23 protein-coding genes are annotated in these 22,848 nt (G+C 56.8%); 20 read left to right on the forward strand and 3 right to left on the reverse strand.

The window, feature by feature from the left end; translation table 11 throughout:
* Positions 1 to 2: 2 nt before the first annotated feature.
* The 3 genes from recF to dnaA are packed head-to-tail and all read right to left on the reverse strand — an operon-like array spanning position 3 to position 3,789.
* Complete coding sequence (gene recF, locus AB4P96_RS01860) at positions 3 to 1,106, reverse strand: DNA replication/repair protein RecF (RefSeq protein ID WP_017135132.1); 1,104 nt, start codon at positions 1,104 to 1,106, stop codon at positions 3 to 5.
* A 20-nt stretch (positions 1,107 to 1,126) separates the two neighbouring features.
* Positions 1,127 to 2,230 carry a DNA polymerase III subunit beta gene (gene dnaN, locus AB4P96_RS01865; RefSeq protein ID WP_017135131.1) on the reverse strand — a complete coding sequence of 368 codons (1,104 nt, stop codon included), beginning with the start codon at positions 2,228 to 2,230 and terminating at the stop codon, positions 1,127 to 1,129.
* A 38-nt stretch (positions 2,231 to 2,268) separates the two neighbouring features.
* The gene (gene dnaA / locus AB4P96_RS01870) at positions 2,269 to 3,789 is read right to left on the reverse strand and encodes a chromosomal replication initiator protein DnaA (RefSeq protein ID WP_017135130.1); all 1,521 of its coding nucleotides are present in this window, start codon (positions 3,787 to 3,789) and stop codon (positions 2,269 to 2,271) included.
* Positions 3,790 to 4,375: 586 nt separating this feature from the next.
* Here dnaA and rpmH point away from each other — a divergent pair.
* The 20 genes from rpmH to AB4P96_RS01970 all read left to right on the forward strand — a co-directional run bounded on the left by rpmH (position 4,376) and on the right by AB4P96_RS01970 (position 22,840).
* On the forward strand, positions 4,376 to 4,510 hold the full coding sequence (rpmH, locus tag AB4P96_RS01875; protein WP_003213577.1) for a 50S ribosomal protein L34: 135 nt from the start codon (positions 4,376 to 4,378) through the stop codon (positions 4,508 to 4,510).
* 16 nt (positions 4,511 to 4,526) lie between these two features.
* Positions 4,527 to 4,931, forward strand: a complete 405-nt coding sequence (rnpA, locus tag AB4P96_RS01880; RefSeq protein ID WP_026013533.1) for a ribonuclease P protein component — start codon at positions 4,527 to 4,529, stop codon at positions 4,929 to 4,931.
* Positions 4,924 to 5,169, forward strand: coding sequence for a membrane protein insertion efficiency factor YidD (gene yidD, locus AB4P96_RS01885; RefSeq protein ID WP_073636650.1), 246 nt, complete (start codon positions 4,924 to 4,926; stop codon positions 5,167 to 5,169). The genes rnpA and yidD overlap by 8 nt, the downstream gene beginning before the upstream one ends.
* A gap of 2 nt (positions 5,170 to 5,171) precedes the next feature.
* Entirely contained in the window at positions 5,172 to 6,854 is a 1,683-nt protein-coding gene (yidC, locus tag AB4P96_RS01890) for a membrane protein insertase YidC (protein ID WP_017135128.1), read from the forward strand.
* A 79-nt stretch (positions 6,855 to 6,933) separates the two neighbouring features.
* Positions 6,934 to 8,304 carry a tRNA uridine-5-carboxymethylaminomethyl(34) synthesis GTPase MnmE gene (gene mnmE, locus AB4P96_RS01895; RefSeq protein ID WP_099550200.1) on the forward strand — a complete coding sequence of 457 codons (1,371 nt, stop codon included), beginning with the start codon at positions 6,934 to 6,936 and terminating at the stop codon, positions 8,302 to 8,304.
* Positions 8,305 to 8,857: 553 nt separating this feature from the next.
* Positions 8,858 to 10,750 carry a tRNA uridine-5-carboxymethylaminomethyl(34) synthesis enzyme MnmG gene (gene mnmG / locus AB4P96_RS01900; protein WP_099550201.1) on the forward strand — a complete coding sequence of 631 codons (1,893 nt, stop codon included), beginning with the start codon at positions 8,858 to 8,860 and terminating at the stop codon, positions 10,748 to 10,750.
* The gene (gene rsmG, locus AB4P96_RS01905) at positions 10,747 to 11,391 is read left to right on the forward strand and encodes a 16S rRNA (guanine(527)-N(7))-methyltransferase RsmG (RefSeq protein ID WP_017135125.1); all 645 of its coding nucleotides are present in this window, start codon (positions 10,747 to 10,749) and stop codon (positions 11,389 to 11,391) included. The genes mnmG and rsmG overlap by 4 nt, the downstream gene beginning before the upstream one ends.
* Before the next feature lie 18 nt (positions 11,392 to 11,409).
* On the forward strand, positions 11,410 to 12,207 hold the full coding sequence (locus AB4P96_RS01910) for a ParA family protein (protein WP_016978715.1): 798 nt from the start codon (positions 11,410 to 11,412) through the stop codon (positions 12,205 to 12,207).
* 9 nt (positions 12,208 to 12,216) lie between these two features.
* The gene (locus AB4P96_RS01915; protein WP_017135124.1) at positions 12,217 to 13,089 is read left to right on the forward strand and encodes a ParB/RepB/Spo0J family partition protein; all 873 of its coding nucleotides are present in this window, start codon (positions 12,217 to 12,219) and stop codon (positions 13,087 to 13,089) included.
* 148 nt (positions 13,090 to 13,237) lie between these two features.
* Positions 13,238 to 13,645 (forward strand): F0F1 ATP synthase subunit I, encoded by a 408-nt coding sequence (locus AB4P96_RS01920; protein WP_010565865.1) that lies wholly within the window; start codon positions 13,238 to 13,240, stop codon positions 13,643 to 13,645.
* Between the two features lie 16 nt (positions 13,646 to 13,661).
* Positions 13,662 to 14,531 carry a F0F1 ATP synthase subunit A gene (atpB, locus tag AB4P96_RS01925; RefSeq protein WP_017135123.1) on the forward strand — a complete coding sequence of 290 codons (870 nt, stop codon included), beginning with the start codon at positions 13,662 to 13,664 and terminating at the stop codon, positions 14,529 to 14,531.
* A gap of 133 nt (positions 14,532 to 14,664) precedes the next feature.
* Positions 14,665 to 14,922: a F0F1 ATP synthase subunit C gene (atpE, locus tag AB4P96_RS01930; protein WP_002555987.1), complete on the forward strand. Its 258-nt coding sequence runs from the start codon at positions 14,665 to 14,667 to the stop codon at positions 14,920 to 14,922.
* 56 nt (positions 14,923 to 14,978) lie between these two features.
* A complete protein-coding gene (locus AB4P96_RS01935; RefSeq protein ID WP_017135122.1) occupies positions 14,979 to 15,449 on the forward strand; it encodes a F0F1 ATP synthase subunit B in 471 nt (156 codons plus the stop codon).
* A 12-nt stretch (positions 15,450 to 15,461) separates the two neighbouring features.
* Positions 15,462 to 15,998 carry a F0F1 ATP synthase subunit delta gene (locus AB4P96_RS01940; RefSeq protein ID WP_017135121.1) on the forward strand — a complete coding sequence of 179 codons (537 nt, stop codon included), beginning with the start codon at positions 15,462 to 15,464 and terminating at the stop codon, positions 15,996 to 15,998.
* 21 nt (positions 15,999 to 16,019) lie between these two features.
* A complete protein-coding gene (atpA, locus tag AB4P96_RS01945; RefSeq protein WP_017135120.1) occupies positions 16,020 to 17,564 on the forward strand; it encodes a F0F1 ATP synthase subunit alpha in 1,545 nt (514 codons plus the stop codon).
* A 50-nt stretch (positions 17,565 to 17,614) separates the two neighbouring features.
* The gene (atpG, locus tag AB4P96_RS01950) at positions 17,615 to 18,475 is read left to right on the forward strand and encodes a F0F1 ATP synthase subunit gamma (protein ID WP_010207685.1); all 861 of its coding nucleotides are present in this window, start codon (positions 17,615 to 17,617) and stop codon (positions 18,473 to 18,475) included.
* A 27-nt stretch (positions 18,476 to 18,502) separates the two neighbouring features.
* The gene (atpD, locus tag AB4P96_RS01955) at positions 18,503 to 19,879 is read left to right on the forward strand and encodes a F0F1 ATP synthase subunit beta (RefSeq protein ID WP_017135118.1); all 1,377 of its coding nucleotides are present in this window, start codon (positions 18,503 to 18,505) and stop codon (positions 19,877 to 19,879) included.
* A 44-nt stretch (positions 19,880 to 19,923) separates the two neighbouring features.
* Positions 19,924 to 20,340: a F0F1 ATP synthase subunit epsilon gene (locus tag AB4P96_RS01960; RefSeq protein ID WP_017135117.1), complete on the forward strand. Its 417-nt coding sequence runs from the start codon at positions 19,924 to 19,926 to the stop codon at positions 20,338 to 20,340.
* A gap of 123 nt (positions 20,341 to 20,463) precedes the next feature.
* Entirely contained in the window at positions 20,464 to 21,831 is a 1,368-nt protein-coding gene (gene glmU / locus AB4P96_RS01965; RefSeq protein WP_170040598.1) for a bifunctional UDP-N-acetylglucosamine diphosphorylase/glucosamine-1-phosphate N-acetyltransferase GlmU, read from the forward strand.
* 241 nt (positions 21,832 to 22,072) lie between these two features.
* Positions 22,073 to 22,840: a DeoR/GlpR family DNA-binding transcription regulator gene (locus AB4P96_RS01970; protein WP_099550203.1), complete on the forward strand. Its 768-nt coding sequence runs from the start codon at positions 22,073 to 22,075 to the stop codon at positions 22,838 to 22,840.
* Positions 22,841 to 22,848 lie beyond the last annotated feature (8 nt).

Genomic DNA, 22,848 nt, shown 5'->3' on the forward strand with positions numbered 1-22,848 from the left:
CTTCACTCCCGATGGTCGTGGGTCTGGGTGATACGGCCCTGTTCCACGTGGAACAAAGCGACTGGCGTTTCCGTCTGCCAGCCTTCCCTCAATAATTCGTGGTCTACACAGGTGATAAACACCTGGCAGCGTAAGTCTTCCAACAAGCGGCATAACGCGCGGCGGTGCTGCTCGTCGAGTTCGGACGGCAAGTCATCCACCAGATAAATACACTGACCGCGCCGGGCTTGGCTAACCAAATGCCCTTGGGCAATACGCAGTGCACACACCACCAACTTTTGCTGACCGCGGGACAAAATATCCGCGGCATTGTGTGCGCCTAATCTAAGGCGCAAGTCAGCACGTTGTGGGCCTGCCTGGGTATGGCCAATTTGCTGATCCCGCTGCAAGGACGTGGCGAGCACTGCGCTCAGCTCACGTTCTTTATCCCAACCACGGTAGTAGCTCAGCGTCAGGCCCTCGAGATCCAACAACTCACTCAAGGTCTGCTCAAAGACTGGTTTCAAGGCTTTGATATAGACGCGGCGGTATTCATCTATTTCGTCACTGGCCAGGCACAGTTCCCGGTCCCAGGCCGCTTGCGAAGCGGCGTCAAGTGTACCATGCCGCAGCCATGAGTTCCGCTGCCGCAGGGCCTTCTGCAGGCGCTGCCAAGTGGCCATGAAGCGCGGTTCCACGTGGAACACTCCCCAATCGAGGAACTGCCTGCGGATTTTCGGTGCACCTTCCAAAAGGCGAAAGCTGTCTGGGTTGATCAGCTGCAGCGGCAGGATTTCTGCCAACTGTGCAGCACTGCGAGCATTTTGCCCGTCAATGCGAATCTGGAAATCACCGCCGCGATCTCGAGATATCCCCAGGGCGCTGTGCCCACCTTCTGCCAGTTCAACCTGGCCAAACACGGTGCAAGCCAGTTGTTCGTATTGAATCACCGGCAACAAGCGAGCACTACGAAAGGAACGGGCAAGCCCAAGCAAATGGACGGCTTCCAGCACGCTGGTTTTGCCGCTGCCGTTGGCGCCGTAAAGGATATTGATGCGGGGGGAGGGGGAGAAGGTCACCGGGTGCAGATTGCGCACCGCGGTGACCGAGACGCGACTGAGGGACATCTAGCTTCTGCTGAGCATGATTACAGGCGCATCGGCATAACAACGTAAGCCGAGTCGTCGTTGTCGGATTCTTGCACCAGGGCACTGCTGTTGGAGTCCGACAGAATCAGGCGAACCTGCTCGGTGGTCATCACGCCCAGTACGTCCAGCAGGTAGCTCACGTTAAAGCCGATCTCCAGCGAGCCGCCATTGTAGTCAACGCCGACTTCTTCTTCCGCTTCTTCCTGCTCCGGGTTATTGGCCTGGATCTTCAACTGACCGTTGGCCAGTTGCAGACGAATACCACGGTACTTTTCGTTAGACAGAATCGCGGTACGGCTGAACGCTTCACGCAGCGCCTGACGATCGCCGATCACCAGCTTGTCGCCACCTTTTGGCAGCACACGCTCGTAATCCGGGAATTTGCCGTCAACCAGCTTGGACGTGAAGGTGAATTCGCCGGTGGTGGCGCGGATGTGGTGCTGACCCAGGACGATGCTGACATTGCCATCCGGCTCGGTGAGCAGACGCGCCAGTTCCAGAATACCTTTACGCGGCACGATGACCTGGTGACGGTCCGGCTGGCCGATGTCAGCACGCATCGAGCACATGGCCAGGCGGTGACCGTCGGTAGCCACTGCACGAATAACGCCTTCAGCGACCTCCAGCAACATGCCGTTGAGGTAGTAACGCACGTCCTGCTGGGCCATGGCGAAGCTGGTGCGCTCGATCAAACGGCGCAGCTTGCTTTGGTCCAGGCTGCAGGTCAGCGAACCTGGGCCTTCTTCGACGGTAGGGAAGTCATTGGCTGGCAAGGTCGACAGCGTAAAACGGCTGCGACCGGCCTTGACCACCAACTTCTGCTCATCAACCTTGATGTCGATCAGCGCATCGTTGGGCAGGCTCTTGCAGATATCCATCAGCTTACGTGCCGGCACAGTGATTTCGCCGGGCTCAGCCGGTTCTTCCAGCTGCACACGACCCACCAGTTCGACTTCCAGGTCGGTACCGGTCAAGGACAATTGCTGGCCTTCGACCACCAGCAATACGTTGGAAAGCACCGGCAAGGTCTGTCGGCGCTCGACGACGCCTGCGACCAGTTGCAGGGGTTTCAACAGGGCTTCGCGTTGAATGGTGAAATGCATGGTCTAGTCCCTTGCCTTAATAAGCTGCGCTGGTGTCATCAGGTAGTCAGTGTACGCAGCAGGTTCTTGTAGTCCTCGCGAATATCCGCGTCGGATTCCTTAAGTTCATTGATCTTGCGGCACGCGTGCAAGACCGTGGTGTGGTCGCGACCGCCAAACACATCACCGATTTCCGGCAGGCTGTGGTTGGTCAGCTCTTTGGAGAGCGCCATCGCCACCTGACGTGGACGTGCCACCGAGCGCGAACGGCGCTTGGACAGCAGGTCTGAAATCTTGATCTTGTAGTACTCAGCCACGGTGCGCTGAATGTTATCCACACTCACCAGCTTGTCTTGCAGAGCCAACAGGTCTTTCAGGGATTCGCGAATCAACTCGATGGTGATGTCGCGGCCCATAAAGTGCGAGTGTGCAATGACCCGCTTGAGCGCGCCTTCCAGCTCACGCACGTTGGAACGAATGCGTTGGGCGATAAAGAAGGCTGCATCGTGGGGCAGGTCGACTTTTGCCTGGTCGGCCTTTTTCATCAGGATCGCAACGCGGGTTTCCAGCTCCGGCGGTTCTACCGCAACGGTAAGGCCCCAGCCAAAGCGTGACTTCAAGCGTTCTTCCAGGCCTTCGATTTCCTTCGGGTAACGGTCACTGGTCAGGATGACCTGTTGGCCGCCTTCGAGCAGCGCGTTGAAGGTGTGGAAAAACTCTTCCTGGGAACGTTCCTTGCGAGCGAAAAATTGAATGTCATCGATCAGCAAAGCGTCCACAGAACGGTAGAAACGCTTGAATTCGTTGATTGCGTTGAGCTGCAAGGCCTTGACCATGTCAGCCACGAAGCGCTCCGAGTGCAGGTACACAACCTTGGCATTCGGGTTCTTCTTTAATAGATGGTTACCCACAGCATGCATCAAGTGGGTCTTACCCAAGCCAACGCCACCATAAAGGAAGAGCGGGTTGTAACCATGCTTGGGGTTATCGGCAACCTGCCAGGCGGCCGCGCGGGCCAACTGGTTGGATTTACCTTCGACGAAGTTCTCAAAGGTAAAGGTGCGGTTCAGGTAACTGGTGTGCTTGAGCGCACCTTCCACCTGCACGGTGCGCTGCTCAGCGCGAACCGGTGCTTGCTGGGAGCTGGCGCCGGCCATCGGGTCAAAGCTGTCACGCGACGGTTCTTCATTTATAGGCGCGTTTTTCTGCGACGAGGATTTCGACGGCGCCTGGGCCACGGGCGCCGGCGAGTTATTAACAGGTGCCGGTGCTGCTTGGGCTTGCGACGCAGCAGCAGCCAGCGGCGCATTCGGCGCAGCGCGAGGTGCAGAGCTGCGTTTGCTGCCTATTAATAAGGAAAGCACGGGCGCGATGCCGTTGCCGTGTTCATCGAGCAATTCGAGAACGCGGCTCAGGTATTTTTCGTTGACCCAGTCGAGAACAAAACGATTCGGCGCGTAGACACGCAACTCGTCGCCTTCGGCTTCGACCTGTAGCGGACGGATCCAGGTGTTGAATTGCTGGGCAGGCAGCTCTTCGCGCAAAAGCTCCACGCACTGCTGCCAAAGTTCCACTGACACGGATATCCCCTAAGTTGAAAGCCGGTGAGGCAAAAACAGCCGCCATTGTAGCGGCCAGACGCCCACTTATCCACATGTAGGTTGCTCACAGAGCAGCCAAAATCAACGTGTTAAGTGCAAAAAAGCCGACCAATGGTCTGTGCATAAGCTCTGTGGATAAGCGCACCTAAGCTCGTTGCACAAGTGGGGTCGAAAGTCTGTGGGTAACTGGCCTGTGGATAACAACCCATTCCACCCACAGCTTATCCGACAGCGCAGCACAGGCAGAGCACCGTTTTCCCCCGTACTTGTCATTCTCTGTACAGCAGGTGGAATATGGCCTCAAGGCAGTTATCCACAGATGATCGCCTGCCTAGCTTTTATAAGCTTTACAGAAAAGCTTTAAATAACTTCCTTCTTTATTTTTATATCTATGGCATTGCTCGTGAAAGCCCGGCCGACAGAAAAGGACCGATTACCTGTAGAAGATCTAATTGAAGGAAAAGCTGGTTGGAAATTGACCTAGAGGCTTGCTTTCTCTAGAATCGCCGGTCTCTTAAAACGGGGGCCATTCCGGCCCGTTGTGGACGAACCAGGTAACAACGCCATGAAACGTACTTTCCAACCAAGCACCATCAAACGCGCCCGTACTCACGGCTTCCGTGCTCGCATGGCTACCAAGAACGGCCGTGCTGTCCTGTCGCGTCGCCGCGCCAAAGGTCGTGCGCGTCTGGCAGTTTGATAATCCGGTACTGGTGGTGAGTCAGGACTTCAGTCGGGAAAAGCGTCTGCTAACCCCCCGGCATTTCAAGGCAGTCTTTGACTCCCCCACCGGCAAGGTTCCGGGGAAAAATCTCCTGCTCCTTGCGCGTAACAACGATCTGGATCACCCCCGTCTCGGGTTGGTGATCGGCAAGAAGAGCGTAAAGCTCTCCGTTGAGCGCAATCGCCTCAAGCGTCTGATGCGCGAATCGTTTCGCCTCCACCAGGACACTCTGGTTGGTTGGGATATTGTTATCGTCGCGCGCAAAGGCTTGGGGGATGTAGAAAACCCCGAATTGATTCAGCATTTCGGCAAGCTCTGGAAACGTTTGGCGCGTACCAACAAGCCAGCACCAGCAGTCAGCACCGAAACTGTAGGGGTAGACAGCACCAATGCGTAAACTGGCACTCGTTCCGATCCAGTTTTACCGTTATGCCATTAGTCCTCTGATGGCCGACCACTGTCGTTTCTACCCCAGTTGTTCCTGCTACGCGTTAGAGGCCATAGAAAATCATGGTCTTCTGCGCGGTGGCTGGCTGGCCTTTCGTCGTTTAGGCCGCTGTCATCCGTGGAATCCCGGTGGTTTCGACCCGGTTCCACCTATCCCTACCTCCCGTTCTTCTTCGATGGCCGAGTAATCATGGATATTAAACGCACGATCCTGATCGTCGCCCTGGCAATCGTGTCCTACGTCATGGTTCTTAAGTGGAACCAGGACTACGGCCAGGCTGCCCTGCCGACTCAGAATGTTGCTACCAATCAGGCTGCGCCGGCTATTCCGGACACCCCGCTGGGTAACAATGCGTCCGCGAGTGCCGATGTTCCCAGCGCGAATGGCGAGACAAGCGCCCCTCTAGAAACGCCAGTGGTCACCAATAAAGACCTCATCCACGTGAAAACGGATGTGCTCGACCTGGCTATCGACCCACAAGGTGGTGATATCGCGCAGTTGAAACTGCCGCTGTATCCACGTCGCCAAGACCATCCAGATGTTCCGTTCCAACTGTTCGATAACGGTGGTGAACGTACTTATCTGGCGCAAAGCGGCCTGACCGGCACTGACGGTCCTGATGCTCGTGCTACCGGTCGTCCGGTTTATTCGACCGAACAGAAGACTTATCAACTGGCTGATGGCCAGAACCAGTTGAATGTCGACCTGAAATTCAGCCTCGACGGCGTCAACTACATCAAGCGTTTCAGCTTCACCCGTGGTTTGTACGACTTGAAGGTCACTTACCTGATCGACAACGAAAGCGCCAAGCCATGGACGGGCAACCTGTTTGCCCAGCTCAAGCGTGACAACAGCGCCGATCCTTCTTCCAGCACCGCCACCGGCACTGCGACTTACCTGGGCGCCGCCCTGTGGACAAGTAGCGAGCCGTACAAAAAAGTGTCGATGAAAGATATCGACAAGGGCGCGCTGAAAGAAACCGTCCAAGGTGGCTGGGTTGCCTGGTTGCAACACTACTTCGTGACCGCATGGATCCCGAACAAGGGTGAAGCCAACCTGGTTCAAACCCGCAAAGACAGCCAAGGCAACTACATCATTGGTTTTACTGGCCCGGCGTTGACCGTCGCTCCAGGTGCCAAGGCTGAAACCAGCACTACCCTGTACGCCGGCCCGAAAAGCCAGGCTGTGCTCAAAGAGTTGTCCCCAGGTCTGGAACTGACTGTGGATTACGGCATTCTGTGGTTCATTGCCCAGCCTATTTTCTGGCTGCTGCAACATATCCACAGCATTGTGGGTAACTGGGGCTTCTCGATCATCTTCCTGACCATGCTGATCAAAGGGATTTTCTTCCCTCTGTCGGCAGCCAGCTATAAGTCGATGGCGCGCATGCGTGCCGTTGCGCCGAAACTGGCCGCTCTGAAAGAGCAACATGGTGACGACCGGCAGAAAATGTCGCAGGCCATGATGGAGCTGTACAAGAAAGAGAAGATCAACCCGCTGGGTGGTTGCTTGCCGATTCTGGTGCAGATGCCGGTATTCCTGTCGCTGTACTGGGTTCTCCTGGAAAGCGTCGAAATGCGCCAGGCACCGTTCATTCTGTGGATAACTGACCTGTCGATTAAAGACCCGTTCTTTATTCTGCCGATCATCATGGGCGCGACCATGTTTATCCAGCAGCGTCTGAACCCGACTCCGCCGGACCCGATGCAGGCCAAGGTCATGAAGATGATGCCAATCATCTTCACCTTCTTCTTCCTGTGGTTCCCAGCCGGTCTGGTGCTGTACTGGGTGGTCAACAACGTGTTGTCGATCTCTCAACAGTGGTACATCACACGTAAAATCGAAGCGGCTACCAAAAAAGCTGCGGCGTAATTTACTCTGTGGATAACCACTCAAGACGCCCCCTAGTGGGGCGTTTTGCTTTCTGTCACTTTTGTTCTGGAACCTGCTGATGAGCGCTCCTCGTGAAACCATCGCTGCTGTCGCTACCGCTCAAGGTCGCGGCGGTGTTGGTATCGTTAGAATTTCCGGGCCGCTGGCCAGCGTGGCGGCCCAGGCCATCAGCGGCCGTGAGTTGAAACCCCGATATGCCCATTACGGGCCGTTCCTGGATGCTGATGAAACGGTATTGGATGAGGGGCTGGCGCTGTATTTCCCCGGCCCTAACTCGTTCACCGGCGAAGATGTGCTGGAACTGCAGGGCCATGGTGGCCCGGTAGTGCTGGATATGTTGCTGCAGCGTTGCCTGCAATTGGGCTGCCGTCTGGCGCGCCCAGGCGAATTCAGCGAGCGGGCATTCCTTAACGACAAACTGGACCTGGCCCAGGCCGAGGCGATTGCCGATTTGATCGAGGCCAGTTCTGCACAGGCGGCGCGCAATGCGTTGCGCTCACTGCAGGGCGCTTTTTCCCTGCGTGTGCATAACTTGACCGAACAGTTGATCAGTCTGCGCATCTACGTCGAGGCTGCGATTGACTTCCCAGAGGAAGAAATCGACTTCCTCGCTGATGGCCACGTCCTGGCGATGCTGGATAAAGTTCGCGACGAGTTATCCACCGTACTGCGCGAGGCCGGGCAGGGTGCTTTGCTGCGTGACGGCATGACGGTAGTGATTGCCGGGCGACCCAATGCCGGCAAGTCCAGCCTGCTCAATGCGCTGGCTGGCCGAGAAGCCGCGATCGTCACCGAAATTGCCGGCACCACCCGGGACATCTTGCGCGAACATATCCACATCGATGGTATGCCGCTGCACGTGGTCGACACCGCCGGCTTGCGCGATACCGAAGACCAGGTGGAAAAGATCGGCGTGGAACGGGCGCTCAAGGCGATCAGTGAAGCGGACCGCGTATTGCTGGTGGTGGATGCCACTGCGCCAGAGGCTGCGGATCCTTTTGCCCTGTGGCCGGAATTTCTCGAGCAACGGCCAGACCCGGCCAAAGTCACCTTGATCCGCAACAAGGCCGATTTGACTGGTGAAGCCATTGCCATGGAGACCAGCGATGATGGCCACGTGACCATCAGCCTGAGCGCAAAGTCAGCGGGCGATGGGTTGGAATTGCTGCGCGACCACCTCAAAGCCTGCATGGGCTATGAGCAGACCTCCGAAAGCAGCTTCAGCGCACGCCGCAGGCACCTGGAAGCGCTGCGCCATGCCAGCGCGGCGTTGGAGCACGGTCGGGCTCAGTTGACCTTGGCGGGGGCTGGCGAGCTGCTGGCTGAGGATTTACGCCAGGCGCAGCAGCTGTTGGGTGAGATTACCGGCGCTTTCAGCTCGGATGATCTGCTCGGAAGGATCTTTTCCAGCTTCTGCATCGGTAAATAACCCTTCGTTGTCCACAGGCAGGCCATTCGCGCCTGCCTGTTTCGCCCGCCTCAGGGCATTCAATTCCCATTTTTGACTCATTACCTAAAAGGCAGGTGGCTTTTGCGTGGGCGAGATTTGGCCATGCAAGCCATTTTCTGTGGATTAAGCCCTGTGAATAACCGCACCTGTGCCCAGTTGATAACAGGGCTTGAAACCTGAGCAAAACCCCCTCTGTGGATAACCACCCCTTTAATCCACAGGCTTAAAGCACTTATCCAAGGGCCTCATTGGCACATGACCACAGACTTTTGAATCTCTGTACACGACGTAAATAGAGGCTTGTAGAGATTTATCCACAGAAAGTAGGCTCAGTAGAAATAAACATAAAAACAAAGATCTTATAAATTTCTTCTTTTTTAATTTCTATTGTCTGTGATTCATCCACAGCTGGTTAAATTTTGTGCAAAGGGTTCTTTAGGAAGGGCTAAGTCCCTATACTTGCCGCCATAGCTCTAAAACTCTTTCAACAAACAATTCCTGATTACCTACATAAGCAGGCACGAGGTGCGTGGTGGATTTCCCTTCCCGTTTTGAAGTGATCGTCATCGGCGGCGGTCATGCCGGTACCGAGGCAGCACTGGCGTCAGCACGCATGGGCGTTAAAACCCTGTTGTTGACGCACAACGTGGAAACCCTCGGTGCCATGAGTTGCAACCCCGCCATCGGTGGGATCGGCAAAAGCCATCTGGTTAAAGAAATTGATGCCCTTGGCGGTGTCATGGCCATGGCTACCGACAAAGGTGGTATTCAATTTCGCGTGCTCAACAGCCGCAAAGGCCCGGCCGTACGTGCTACTCGGGCACAGGCAGACCGCATCCTGTACAAGGCTGCGGTACGTGAAACCCTGGAAAACCAGCCGAACCTGTGGATATTTCAACAGGCTGCCGATGACCTGATCGTCGAACAGGACGTGGTGAAGGGCGTTGTCACCCAGATGGGCCTGCGTTTCTTCGCAGAATCCGTGGTGTTGACCACCGGCACATTCCTGGGCGGACTTATCCACATCGGTATGCAGAACTATTCCGGCGGTCGCGCCGGTGATCCGCCATCGATTGCCCTGGCAAAACGCCTGCGCGAGTTACCACTGCGAGTCGGTCGCTTGAAAACAGGTACCCCGCCGCGTATCGACGGGCGTTCTGTGGATTTCTCGGTGATGACCGAACAAGCCGGTGATACGCCAATCCCGGTCATGTCGTTCATGGGTTCCAAAGAGCAGCACCCGAAACAGGTGAGCTGCTGGATTACGCACACCAACGCCCGCACCCACGAGATCATTGCCGCGAACCTCGACCGTTCGCCGATGTATTCCGGGGTGATTGAAGGCATTGGCCCGCGTTATTGCCCTTCGATCGAAGACAAGATCCATCGCTTTGCCGACAAGGAAAGCCACCAGGTCTTCATCGAGCCCGAAGGCTTGACCACCCATGAGCTGTACCCGAACGGGATTTCCACGTCCTTGCCGTTCGACGTGCAAATTCAGATCGTGCAGTCGATTCGCGGCATGGAAAACGCCCACATCGTGCGTCCGGGCTACGCCATCGAGTACGACTACTTCGACCCGCGTGATCTGAAGTACAGCCTCGAAACCAAAGTCATTGCCGGTCTGTTTTTCGCTGGCCAAATCAATGGCACCACCGGTTACGAAGAAGCCGGCGCCCAAGGTTTGCTGGCCGGGACCAACGCAGCACTGCGCGCGCAGGGCAAAGACAGCTGGTGCCCGCGTCGCGATGAAGCGTACATCGGCGTATTGGTCGATGACCTGATTACCCTGGGCACCCAGGAACCGTATCGGATGTTCACGTCCCGGGCGGAATACCGTTTGATCCTGCGCGAAGACAACGCCGACCTGCGCCTGACCGAAAAAGGTCGCGAGCTGGGCCTGGTCGATGACGCGCGTTGGGCAGCCTTCTGCAAAAAACGCGAAAGCATCACGCTCGAAGAGCAACGTCTGAAAAGTACCTGGGTTCGCCCAGGCACCGAGCAGGGCGATGCGATTGCGGAAAAATTCGGTACGCCGCTGACCCACGAATACAACCTGCTGAACCTGCTGTCCCGTCCGGAAATCGACTACGCTGGCTTGGTCGAAGTGACAGGCCAGGGCGCAGAAGACCCACAGGTTGCCGAGCAGGTCGAGATCAAGACCAAATACGCCGGTTACATTGACCGCCAGCAGGATGAGATCGCTCGCCTGCGCGCCAGTGAAGACACCAAGCTGCCTGTGGATATCGATTACACCGGGATTTCGGGGTTGTCGAAAGAAATCCAAAGCAAGCTGGGGATAACTCGGCCGGAGACTCTTGGTCAGGCTTCACGTATTCCCGGCGTCACTCCGGCAGCGATTTCGCTGTTGATGATTCATTTGAAAAAACGCGGCGCGGGCCGTCAGTTGGAGCAAAGCGCTTGAGTTCGTTGGTCACCTCGCAACACGCCGAAGAATTATCCACAGGTGCGCGCCAGTTAGGCGTGGACCTGACTGCAGCCCAGCACGAATTACTGCTCGGCTACCTGGCCCTGTTGATCAAATGGAACAAGGCTTACAACCTGACTGCGGTGCGTAACCCCGACGAAATGGTTTCGCGTCATTTGCTCGACAGTTTGAGCGTGATGCCGTTTATCGAAAACGGCCGTTGGCTTGACGTGGGCAGTGGCGGTGGGATGCCAGGCATTCCGCTGGCGATCCTGTTTCCCGAGTCGCAAGTGACGTGCCTGGACAGCAACGGCAAGAAAACCCGCTTCCTGACCCAGGTAAAACTCGAGCTCAAGCTGGAAAACCTGCAAGTTATCCACAGTCGGGTCGAAGAGTTCACACCTGAACTGCCTTTCAATGGAATTGTTTCCCGGGCATTCAGCAGCATGGAGAACTTCAGCAATTGGACTCGCCACCTGGGCGACCGCGACACCCGCTGGCTGGCAATGAAGGGCGTTCATCCAAGCGACGAGCTGTTAGCATTGCCGACAGACTTCCACCTCGATAGCGAACACGCCTTGGCCGTACCCGGTTGCCAAGGCCAACGCCATCTGCTGATACTGCGCCGCACGGCATGATTGGGAACACAAGCAAGAATGGCTAAGGTATTCGCGATAGCGAACCAGAAAGGTGGCGTGGGCAAAACCACCACCTGCATCAACCTCGCAGCATCCCTGGTCGCCACCAAGCGTCGGGTGCTGTTGATCGATCTCGATCCACAGGGCAACGCCACCATGGGTAGCGGTGTGGATAAACACGGCCTGGAAAATTCGGTCTACGACTTGCTGATCGGCGAGTGTGACCTGGCCCAGGCCATGCACTACTCCGAGCACGGTGGTTATCAACTGCTGCCGGCCAACCGCGATTTGACCGCGGCGGAAGTGGTGCTGCTCGAAATGCAGATGAAAGAAAGCCGTCTGCGCAGCGCCTTGGCGCCGATCCGCGAGAATTACGATTACATTTTGATCGACTGCCCACCGTCGCTGTCGATGCTCACGCTCAACGCATTGGTTGCCGCCGATGGGGTGATTATCCCCATGCAGTGCGAGTATTACGCACTGGAAGGCTTGAGCGACCTTGTGGATAACATCAAGCGAATCGCTGAGCTGCTGAACCCGAACCTGCAGATCGAGGGTCTGCTGCGTACGATGTTCGATCCGCGCCTGAGCCTGATGAACGATGTGTCGGCGCAGCTCAAGGAACACTTTGGTGATCAGTTGTACGACACCGTGATCCCACGCAACATCCGCCTGGCCGAAGCGCCAAGCTACGGCATGCCCGCGCTGGCGTACGACAAATCATCGCGTGGCGCCATTGCCTACCTGGCACTGGCCGGCGAGATGGTTCGCCGTCAACGCCGCAACTCACGCACCGCTGCAGCCCAGCCAACTTAAGGAATCCCCATGGCCGTCAAGAAACGAGGTCTCGGACGTGGACTGGATGCACTGTTGAGTGGTCCGACTGTCACTTCGCTTGAAGAACAAGCGGTACAGGCCGACGAGCGCGAGCTGCAACATTTGCCGCTGGACTTGATCCAGCGCGGCAAATACCAGCCACGCCGCGATATGGACCCCCAGGCGCTGGAAGAACTGGCCAACTCGATCAAGGCCCAGGGCGTGATGCAGCCGATTGTGGTGCGCCCGATCGGCGGCGGTCGGTTTGAAATCATCGCCGGCGAACGCCGCTGGCGCGCAAGCCAGCAGGCCGGAAAGGAAACCATCCCGGCGATGGTGCGCGATGTACCGGATGAAACCGCCATCGCCATGGCGTTGATCGAAAACATCCAGCGTGAAGACCTCAACCCGGTTGAAGAAGCGATCGCGTTGCAGCGTTTGCAGCAGGAATTCCAGCTGACCCAGCAACAAGTGGCCGACGCGGTGGGTAAATCCCGCGTCACGGTGTCCAACTTGCTGCGTCTGATCGCGTTGCCGGAAGTCATCAAGACCATGTTGTCCCACGGCGACCTGGAAATGGGTCATGCCCGTGCTTTGCTCGGTTTGCCGGAAAATCAACAGGTTGAAGGGGCGCGACACGTTGTCGCACGAGGGCTCACGGTGCGTCAGACTGAGGCGCTGGTTCGCCAGTGGCTGAGCGGCAAACCTGCACCGGTCGAAACCGCCAAACCTGATCCGGATATCGCACGCCTCGAGCAGCGCCTGGCCGAGCGGCTGGGCTCTGCGGTACAAATTCGCCACGGCAAGAAGGGCAAAGGGCAATTGGTTATCGGATATAACTCGCTTGACGAGCTTCAGGGCGTCCTTGCCCACATCCGCTGAAACATTTGCTTATGTAGCGCGCGATCGGAAAACACTACCCGACAGTTGAATAGGGGCTGAACCGCCCCTATACTCTGCGCGCATTTTGTCGGCACAAATTATGCCAAGTTATTGATTCTCGGCAGCCGACCATTGAGGAGCAAAAGTGATGGAAACCCGCACGCCAAACACGTTGCCGTTCCATCGCTTGGCCGTTTTCCCGGTTTTATTGGCTCAATTTGTCATTCTACTGATCGCCGCGTTGGCGCTTTGGTACTGGCATGGAGTCGTAGCCGGATATTCAGGACTCTGCGGAGGCCTGATAGCCTTGCTGCCCAATATGTATTTTGCTCACAGGGCCTTTCGGTTTTCCGGCGCCCGAGCAGCCCAGGCTATCGTCCGGTCATTTTATGCCGGCGAGGCGGGGAAACTGATTTTGACGGCAGTGCTGTTTGCACTGACCTTTGCAGGTGTGAAGCCATTGGCGCCGCTGGCTGTATTCGGCGTCTTCGTGTTGACCCAACTGGTCAGCTGGTTCGCTCCCCTGCTAATGAAAACAAGACTTTCGAAACCTTAGGGCGTTTGAGGCAACCATGGCAGAAACAACCGCTTCGGGCTATATCCAGCACCACTTGCAGAACCTGACCTTCGGTCAGCTTCCCAACGGCGGCTGGGGCTTCGCCCACACCGCAGCAGAAGCCAAAGAAATGGGTTTCTGGGCTTTCCACCTGGATACTCTGGGCTGGTCGGTCGCATTGGGTCTGATCTTCGTTCTGATTTTCCGCATGGCGGCAAAAAAGGCGACTTCCGGTCAGCCAGGTGCGTTGCAGAACTTCGTTGAAGTATTGGTCGAATTCGTCGATGGCAGCGTGAAAGACAGCTTCCATGGCCGTAGCCCGGTGATTGCACCGCTGGCACTGACCATCTTCGTCTGGGTGTTCCTGATGAACGCCGTCGACCTGATCCCGGTTGACTGGATTCCTCAGCTCGCCATGGCGATCAGCGGCGATCCGCATATTCCATTCCGTGCCGTATCGACCACTGACCCTAACGCTACCCTGGGCATGGCCTTGTCGGTATTTGCGTTGATCATTTTCTACAGCATCAAGATCAAGGGCATCGGCGGCTTCATCGGCGAACTGACCCTGCACCCGTTCGGCAGCAAGAACATTTTCGTTCAAGCCCTGCTGATCCCGGTGAACTTCCTGCTGGAATTCGTCACCCTGATCGCCAAGCCTATCTCCCTGGCTCTGCGACTGTTCGGCAACATGTATGCCGGCGAGCTGGTGTTCATTCTGATCGCTGTGATGTTCGGCAGTGGTCTGCTCTGGCTTAGCGGCCTGGGCATTGTTCTGCAGTGGGCGTGGGCTGTGTTCCACATCCTGATCATCACCCTGCAGGCCTTCATCTTCATGATGCTGACCATCGTCTACCTGTCGATGGCGCACGAAGAGAACCATTAAGACCGGTCTCGACTAGTCTGATGTCCTTCCCGGTGAAACGGGAAGGTGGCCCACCAGGGCTATGAAACGATTTGTTTTACCGCTTTAAAATCTAAAAAACCTAAACCATACGACGTAAAAGTCGGGAGGAAAGATGGAAACTGTAGTTGGTCTAACCGCTATCGCTGTTGCACTGTTGATCGGCCTGGGCGCCCTGGGTACTGCCATTGGTTTCGGCCTGCTGGGCGGCAAGTTCTTGGAAGGCGCAGCGCGTCAGCCAGAAATGGTCCCAATGCTGCAGGTTAAAATGTTCATCGTTGCCGGTCTGCTCGACGCCGTGACCATGATCGGTGTTGGTATCGCTCTGTTCTTCACCTTCGCGAACCCCTTCGTTGGTCAACTCGCCGGTTAATCACTCGTTTTTTCGAGTGATTGGTGTGTTGTGCAACGAACGAGCGAGGTATTGGCGTGAACATTAATGCAACCATTATTGGTCAGTCCTTAGCGTTCTTGATTTTTGTCGTTTTCTGCATGAAGTTCGTATGGCCTCCGGTCATCGCAGCTTTGCACGAACGTCAGAAGAAGATCGCGGATGGACTGGACGCTGCCACCCGTGCAGCTCGCGACCTGGAGTTGGCCCAAGAGAAAGCGGGCCATCAACTGCGCGATGCTAAGGCACAGGCAGCTGAAATCATTGAGCAAGCCAAGAAACGCGGTAATCAGATTGTTGAAGAGGCTGTTGAAAAAGCCCGTATCGACGCTGACCGTGTGAAGGTTCAGGCTCAGGCCGAGATCGAGCAGGAATTGAACAGTGTCAAAGATGCGCTGCGTGCCCAACTGGGTGCTCTGGCCGTCGGCGGTGCTGAGAAGATCCTGGGTGCCACAATCGATCAAAACGCGCACGCGGAGCTGGTTAACAAACTGGCTGCTGAAATCTAAGCGAGGGCGATCATGGCAGAATTGACCACGTTGGCCCGACCTTACGCTAAGGCAGCCTTCGAGCACGCCCAGGCCCACCAGCAGCTGGCCTCTTGGTCAGCCATGCTCGGCCTGGCTGCAGCAGTGTCGCAAGACGACACCATGCAGCGCGTGCTCAAGGCCCCGCGACTGACGAGCGCAGACAAGGCCGCCACTTTTATTGAAGTGTGCGGCGACAAGTTTGATGTGAAGGTACAGAACTTCATCCACGTCGTTGCCGAAAACGACCGTCTCCCGCTTTTGCCGGAGATCGCCGCTCTGTTCGACCTGTACAAGGCCGAAGAAGAGAAATCGGTAGACGTTGAAGTGACCAGTGCTTTTGCATTGAACCAAGAACAGCAAGACAAACTCGCCAAGGTTCTCAGTGCACGACTCAATCGGGAAGTGCGCCTGCAAGCTTCGGAGGACGCATCCCTGATTGGTGGTGTTGTTATCCGTGCCGGCGACCTGGTTATCGATGGCTCGATTCGCGGCAAAATCGCGAAACTTGCCGAAGCATTGAAATCTTGAGTTTGAAGGGGCAGCAGAGCAATGCAGCAACTCAATCCTTCCGAAATAAGTGAAATTATCAAGGGCCGCATCGACAAGCTCGATGTGACCTCCCAAGCCCGTAACGAAGGCACTGTCGTCAGCGTATCTGACGGCATCGTGCGGATTCACGGTCTGGCCGACGTCATGTACGGCGAGATGATCGAGTTTCCGGGCGGCGTCTACGGTATGGCCCTCAACCTGGAGCAAGACTCCGTAGGTGCCGTTGTATTGGGCGCGTACACCAGTCTGGCTGAAGGCATGAGCGCCAAGTGCACAGGCCGCATCCTGGAAGTTCCGGTTGGTAAGGAACTGCTGGGTCGCGTAGTCGACGCACTGGGTAACCCTGTTGACGGTAAAGGTCCACTGGGCAACACCGAGACCGACGCGGTCGAGAAAGTTGCTCCAGGCGTGATCTGGCGTAAGTCGGTAGACCAGCCTGTACAGACTGGCTACAAGGCTGTCGATGCCATGATCCCAGTCGGCCGTGGCCAGCGTGAGCTGATCATCGGTGACCGTCAGATCGGTAAAACCGCTCTGGCGATCGACGCGATCATCAACCAGAAAGACAGCGGCATTTTCTGCGTCTACGTAGCCATTGGTCAGAAGCAATCGACCATCGCCAACGTGGTTCGCAAGCTGGAAGAAAACGGCGCCCTGGCCAACACGATCATCGTGGCTGCCAGTGCTTCGGAATCTCCTGCGCTGCAATTCCTGGCACCGTACTCCGGTTGCACCATGGGTGAATTCTTCCGCGACCGCGGTGAAGACGCGCTGATCGTTTATGACGATCTGTCCAAGCAAGCAGTGGCTTACCGCCAGATTTCCCTGCTGCTGCGCCGTCCACCAGGCCGTGAAGCTTACCCAGGCGACGTGTTCTATCTCCACTCCCGTCTGCTGGAGCGCGCATCCCGCGTTTCGGAAGAATACGTAGAGAAGTTCACCAACGGCGCAGTGACCGGCAAAACCGGTTCCCTGACCGCACTGCCGATCATCGAAACCCAGGCTGGCGACGTTTCCGCGTTCGTTCCGACCAACGTGATTTCCATCACCGACGGTCAGATCTTCCTGGAATCGGCCATGTTCAACTCCGGGATCCGTCCTGCTGTGAACGCCGGTGTTTCGGTATCCCGTGTGGGTGGTGCCGCTCAGACCAAGATCATCAAGAAGCTCTCCGGTGGTATCCGTACCGCTCTGGCTCAGTACCGTGAACTGGCGGCATTCGCCCAGTTCGCTTCTGACCTGGACGAAGCGACCCGTAAGCAACTTGAGCATGGTCAGCGCGTTACCGAGCTGATGAAGCAGAAGCAATACGCCCCAATGTCGATCGCTGACATGGCGTTGTCGCTGTATGCCGCTGAGCGTGGGTTCCTGACTGACGTCGAAATCACCAAGGTCGGCAGCTTTGAACAAGCGCTGATTGCTTACTTCAACCGCGATCACGCCGACTTGTTGGCCAAGATCAACGTGAAGGGTGACTTCAATGACGAAATCGACGCTGGCATGAAAGCCGGTATCGAGAAGTTCAAGGCCACCCAAACCTGGTAAGCCGCAGCGGGAGCCGCAAGGCTCCCGCTTGCTAACCTGATAGGTGTTACATGGCAGGCGCAAAAGAGATTCGCAGTAAGATTGCGAGCATCAAAAGCACGCAAAAGATTACCAGCGCCATGGAAAAAGTGGCGGTCAGCAAAATGCGCAAGGCACAAATGCGCATGGCTGCTAGCCGTCCTTATGCGGAGCGTATCCGCCAGGTAATTGGGCATTTGGCTAACGCCAACCCGGAATACCGCCACCCGTTCATGATCGACCGCGAAGTTAAGCGTGTGGGTTATGTGGTAGTGAGCAGTGACCGTGGTTTGTGCGGTGGTCTGAATACCAACCTGTTCAAGGCCCTGGTCAAGGACATGGCGGTAAACCGCGAAAAGGGCGTCGAGATCGATCTGTGTGTAGTTGGTAGCAAGGGTGCGGCCTTTTTCCGCAACTTCGGCGGTAACGTCGTTGCAGCTATCAGCCACCTGGGTGAAGAGCCGTCGATCAATGATTTGATCGGCAGTGTGAAGGTGATGCTGGATGCGTACCTGGAAGGCCGGATTGACCGCCTGTCCGTGGTATCCAACAAGTTCATCAACACCATGACCCAGCAGCCAACCGTGGAGCAATTGATTCCACTGGTGGCGACTCCGGATCAGGAACTCAAGCACCACTGGGACTACCTCTACGAACCAGACGCCAAAGAGCTGCTTGACGGCTTGATGGTGCGCTACGTGGAGTCGCAGGTGTACCAGGCGGTGGTCGAGAACAACGCAGCTGAACAAGCGGCGCGGATGATCGCGATGAAAAACGCTACCGATAACGCCGGTGATCTGATCAGCGATTTGCAGCTGATCTACAACAAGGCGCGTCAGGCTGCGATCACCCAAGAGATCTCGGAAATCGTCGGCGGCGCTGCCGCGGTTTAACGGTTCAAATATTCAGAGGATCCAGCTATGAGTAGCGGACGTATCGTTCAAATCATCGGCGCCGTTATCGACGTGGAATTCCCACGCGACAGCGTACCGAGCATCTACAACGCGCTGAAAGTACAAGGCGCGGAAACCACCCTGGAAGTTCAGCAGCAGCTGGGCGACGGCGTGGTTCGTACCATTGCGATGGGTTCCACCGAAGGCTTGAAGCGCGGTCTGGACGTTGTCGACACTGGCGCTGCCATTTCCGTACCGGTCGGTAAAGCGACCCTGGGCCGGATCATGGACGTACTGGGCAACCCGATTGACGAAGCTGGCCCGATCGACACCGAAGAGCGCTGGGGCATTCACCGTCCAGCACCTTCGTTCGCCGAACAAGCTGGCGGCAACGATCTGCTCGAAACCGGTATCAAGGTTATCGACCTGGTTTGCCCGTTCGCCAAAGGCGGTAAAGTCGGTCTGTTCGGTGGTGCCGGTGTAGGCAAAACCGTAAACATGATGGAACTGATCCGTAACATCGCCATCGAGCACAGCGGTTATTCCGTGTTCGCCGGTGTGGGTGAGCGTACTCGTGAGGGTAACGACTTCTACCACGAGATGAAGGACTCCAACGTTCTGGACAAAGTGGCACTGGTTTACGGTCAGATGAACGAGCCGCCGGGTAACCGTCTGCGCGTAGCACTGACCGGCCTGACCATGGCCGAGAAGTTCCGTGACGAAGGTAACGACGTTCTGCTGTTCGTCGACAACATCTACCGTTACACCTTGGCCGGTACTGAAGTATCCGCACTGCTGGGTCGTATGCCTTCCGCAGTAGGTTACCAGCCGACCCTGGCCGAAGAGATGGGCGTTCTGCAAGAACGTATCACTTCGACCAAAGAAGGTTCGATCACCTCGATCCAAGCGGTATACGTACCTGCGGATGACTTGACTGACCCGTCGCCTGCGACCACCTTCGCCCACTTGGACGCCACCGTCGTTCTGTCCCGTGACATCGCTTCCCTGGGTATCTACCCAGCGGTCGATCCACTCGACTCGACTTCGCGCCAGCTGGACCCGAACGTGATCGGCCAGGAGCACTACGACACCGCTCGCGGCGTTCAGTACGTGCTGCAGCGTTACAAAGAACTGAAGGACATCATTGCGATCCTGGGTATGGACGAGCTGTCGGAAGCCGACAAGCAGTTGGTAAACCGTGCTCGTAAGATCCAGCGTTTCTTGTCGCAGCCGTTCTTCGTGGCTGAAGTCTTCACCGGTGCTTCGGGTAAATACGTTTCCCTGAAAGACACCATTGCTGGCTTCAAAGGCATCCTCAACGGTGACTACGACCACCTGCCAGAACAAGCGTTCTACATGGTCGGCGGCATCGAAGAAGCGATCGAGAAAGCCAAGAAACTGTAATCTCGGCGCCCGGAAACGGGCGCTCATCAGGTTGAGGCAATCAGATGGCTATGACAGTCCATTGCGATATCGTCAGCGCGGAAGGGGAAATCTTCTCCGGTCTGGTAGAAATGGTGATTGCACACGGCGATCTGGGTGATCTTGGTATCGCCATGGGTCACGCACCGTTGATCACCAGCTTGAAGCCAGGTCCGATCACTCTGACCAAGCAAGGCGGGGAACGTGAGGTGTTTTACATCTCCGGCGGTTTCCTCGAGGTTCAGCCGAACATGGTCAAGGTACTTGCCGACACCGTGCAACGTGCTGGCGACCTGGATGAAGCCTCCGCTCAGGAAGCCGTCAAGGCTGCCGAGAAGGCCCTGAACGAAAAGGGTGCGGACTTCGACTACAGCGCTGCTGCTGTACGTCTGGCCGAGGCTGCAGCCCAGCTGCGCACGCTCCAGCAGATCCGCAAGAAGTAAGCGGCCTAGCCGCAATACTTCTAGCGCGATTGATTAAAAAGGGTAGCCTCGGCTACCCTTTTTCTTTTTCAGCAAAACACTTCTCTGGTCTGAAGTCGGACCGCCCAGGATTGGTAGCCATTCATGTCTCTTGAAATCGTCATTCTCGCCGCAGGCCAGGGCACCCGCATGCGTTCGGCTCTGCCCAAGGTTCTGCATCCGGTCGCAGGCAATTCCATGCTCGGTCATGTTATCCATAGCGCCCGGCAACTGGACCCCCAGCGTATTCACGTGGTGATCGGCCACGGCGCCGACGTGGTGCGTGAACGCCTGGCCGCGGATGACCTGAATTTCGTGTTGCAGGACAAACAACTGGGCACCGGCCACGCGACTGCGCAGGCCGTACCGTTCATCAGCGGCGACACCGTACTGATCCTCTACGGCGACGTACCGCTGATCGAAGTCGAAACCCTGCAACGCCTGCTCAAGCAAGTGGTACCTGGCCAGGTGGGCCTGCTCACCGTTGAGCTGGATGACCCAACCGGCTACGGCCGCATCGTGCGCGATGCGAGCGGCAAGGTTGCGGCCATCGTCGAGCACAAAGACGCCAGCGAAGCCCAACGCGCGATAACTGAAGGCAACACCGGCATTCTCGCCGTGCCGGCCAACATGCTGGCGGACTGGATGAGCCGCTTGTCCAACAACAATGCCCAGGGCGAGTACTACCTCACCGACGTCATTGAGATGGCCGTCAGTGACGGCCTGCTGGTTGCCACCGAGCAGCCCCATGACCCGATGGAAGTGCAGGGCGCCAACGACCGCAAGCAGCTTGCCGAGCTTGAGCGCCACTACCAACTGCGTGAAGGTCGCCGCCTGATGGCCCAGGGCGTAACCCTGCGTGATCCGGCGCGTTTCGACGTGCGCGGTGAAGTCAGCGTGGGCCGCGACGTGCTGATCGACATCAACGTAATCCTCGAGGGTCGTGTGATCATCGAAGATAACGTGGTAATTGGCCCTAACTGCGTAATCAAGGACAGCACCTTGCGCAAAGGCGTGGTGGTCAAGGCCAACAGCCATCTTGAGGGTGCAGTGATGGGCGAGGGTAGTGATGCCGGTCCGTTTGCGCGCCTTCGTCCGGGCAGTGTGCTGGGTGCCCGTGCGCACGTCGGCAACTTCGTTGAACTCAAGAACGCGAAAATGGGCGACGACGCCAAGGCCGGTCACTTGGCCTACCTCGGCGATGCGGTGATCGGCGCGCGCAGCAACATCGGCGCCGGTGCGATCACCTGCAACTACGATGGCGCCAACAAGTACCAGACCACCATTGGTGAGGATGTATTTATCGGCTCCAACAACTCGCTGATTGCGCCGGTCACCATTGGGGATGGTTCAAACACTGCGGCAGGTTCGACCATCAACCAGGATGTGGATAAGTCCCAACTGGCTGTTGCCCGCGCCCGCCAGCGCAACATCGACGGCTGGAAACGCCCGGTCAAAATCAAAAAGACCTGAGTTATCCACAACCTCACCAGCTAATGCTATCTCCTGTGGGAGCTGGCTTGCCTGCGATAGCGGTCTGGCATTCACGATGAATGTTGCCTGACACTCCGCCATCGCAGGCAAGGCAGCTCCCACATTGGTTGAGTGGTGTTAGTAAAAATCAGCGTAAAAATTACAGCTTGCCGCTTGACGATCTTTCGCCAATAGGTTTTGATTGTCTTCGTTATCTTTCGAAACGAAACTTATCACTACCATGTCGAAACGAAATACACCCCAACGACGCCACAACATTCTGACCCTGCTCAATGAACAGGGCGAAGTCAGCGTGGACGAATTGGCCAAACGTTTCGAAACGTCGGAAGTGACCATCCGCAAGGACCTCGCCGCCCTCGAAAGCAATGGCCTGCTGCTGCGCCGCTACGGTGGCGCGATCACCATGCCCCAAGAGCTGGTCGGTGATGCCGCCCAGCCCATCTCGGCGTACAAGCGCGCCATCGCCCGGGCGGCCGTCATGCGCTTGCGTGAACACGCGCGCATCATCATCGACAGCGGCAGCACCACCGCCGCCATGATCCCGGAGCTCGGCCACCAGCCGGGCCTGGTGGTGATGACCAACTCCCTGCACGTGGCCCGCGCGCTGAGCGAGCTGGAACATGAGCCGGTGTTATTGATGACCGGCGGCACCTGGGACCCGCATTCGGATTCATTCCAGGGCCAGGTCGCCGAACAAGTGCTGCGTTCCTATGATTTTGATCAGTTGTTTATCGGCGCCGACGGCATCGATCTGGAACGTGGCACCACCACCTTCAACGAACTGCTGGGCCTGAGCCGTGTAATGGCCGACGTCGCCCGTGAAGTGGTGGTGATGGTCGAATCCGACAAGATCGGCCGCAAGATCCCCAACCTGGAGCTGCCCTGGAGCAGCGTCCATACCCTTATTACCGATGATCGCCTGCCGCTTGAGGCCCGCGACCAGATCCAAGCCCGCGGCATTACGCTGATATGCGCGGCAATCATCTAGGAGATACA

This window comes from Pseudomonas sp. B19125 (assembly GCF_044218855.1).
GTDB lineage: Bacteria > Pseudomonadota > Gammaproteobacteria > Pseudomonadales > Pseudomonadaceae > Aquipseudomonas > Aquipseudomonas edaphica.

Coding starts and splice junctions, on each gene's coding strand:
- mnmE (WP_099550200.1), top strand. CDS start 6,934: ATGAGCGCTCCTCGTGAAACCATCGCTGCTGTCGCTACCGCTCAAGGT.
- yidD (WP_073636650.1), top strand. CDS start 4,924: ATGCGTAAACTGGCACTCGTTCCGATCCAGTTTTACCGTTATGCCATT.
- AB4P96_RS01940 (WP_017135121.1), top strand. CDS start 15,462: ATGGCAGAATTGACCACGTTGGCCCGACCTTACGCTAAGGCAGCCTTC.
- yidC (WP_017135128.1), top strand. CDS start 5,172: ATGGATATTAAACGCACGATCCTGATCGTCGCCCTGGCAATCGTGTCC.
- dnaN (WP_017135131.1), bottom strand. CDS start 2,230: ATGCATTTCACCATTCAACGCGAAGCCCTGTTGAAACCCCTGCAACTG.
- atpG (WP_010207685.1), top strand. CDS start 17,615: ATGGCAGGCGCAAAAGAGATTCGCAGTAAGATTGCGAGCATCAAAAGC.
- AB4P96_RS01915 (WP_017135124.1), top strand. CDS start 12,217: ATGGCCGTCAAGAAACGAGGTCTCGGACGTGGACTGGATGCACTGTTG.
- rpmH (WP_003213577.1), top strand. CDS start 4,376: ATGAAACGTACTTTCCAACCAAGCACCATCAAACGCGCCCGTACTCAC.
- AB4P96_RS01910 (WP_016978715.1), top strand. CDS start 11,410: ATGGCTAAGGTATTCGCGATAGCGAACCAGAAAGGTGGCGTGGGCAAA.
- atpD (WP_017135118.1), top strand. CDS start 18,503: ATGAGTAGCGGACGTATCGTTCAAATCATCGGCGCCGTTATCGACGTG.
- glmU (WP_170040598.1), top strand. CDS start 20,464: ATGTCTCTTGAAATCGTCATTCTCGCCGCAGGCCAGGGCACCCGCATG.
- AB4P96_RS01960 (WP_017135117.1), top strand. CDS start 19,924: ATGGCTATGACAGTCCATTGCGATATCGTCAGCGCGGAAGGGGAAATC.
- recF (WP_017135132.1), bottom strand. CDS start 1,106: ATGTCCCTCAGTCGCGTCTCGGTCACCGCGGTGCGCAATCTGCACCCG.
- AB4P96_RS01970 (WP_099550203.1), top strand. CDS start 22,073: ATGTCGAAACGAAATACACCCCAACGACGCCACAACATTCTGACCCTG.
- atpE (WP_002555987.1), top strand. CDS start 14,665: ATGGAAACTGTAGTTGGTCTAACCGCTATCGCTGTTGCACTGTTGATC.
- atpB (WP_017135123.1), top strand. CDS start 13,662: ATGGCAGAAACAACCGCTTCGGGCTATATCCAGCACCACTTGCAGAAC.
- AB4P96_RS01920 (WP_010565865.1), top strand. CDS start 13,238: ATGGAAACCCGCACGCCAAACACGTTGCCGTTCCATCGCTTGGCCGTT.
- atpA (WP_017135120.1), top strand. CDS start 16,020: ATGCAGCAACTCAATCCTTCCGAAATAAGTGAAATTATCAAGGGCCGC.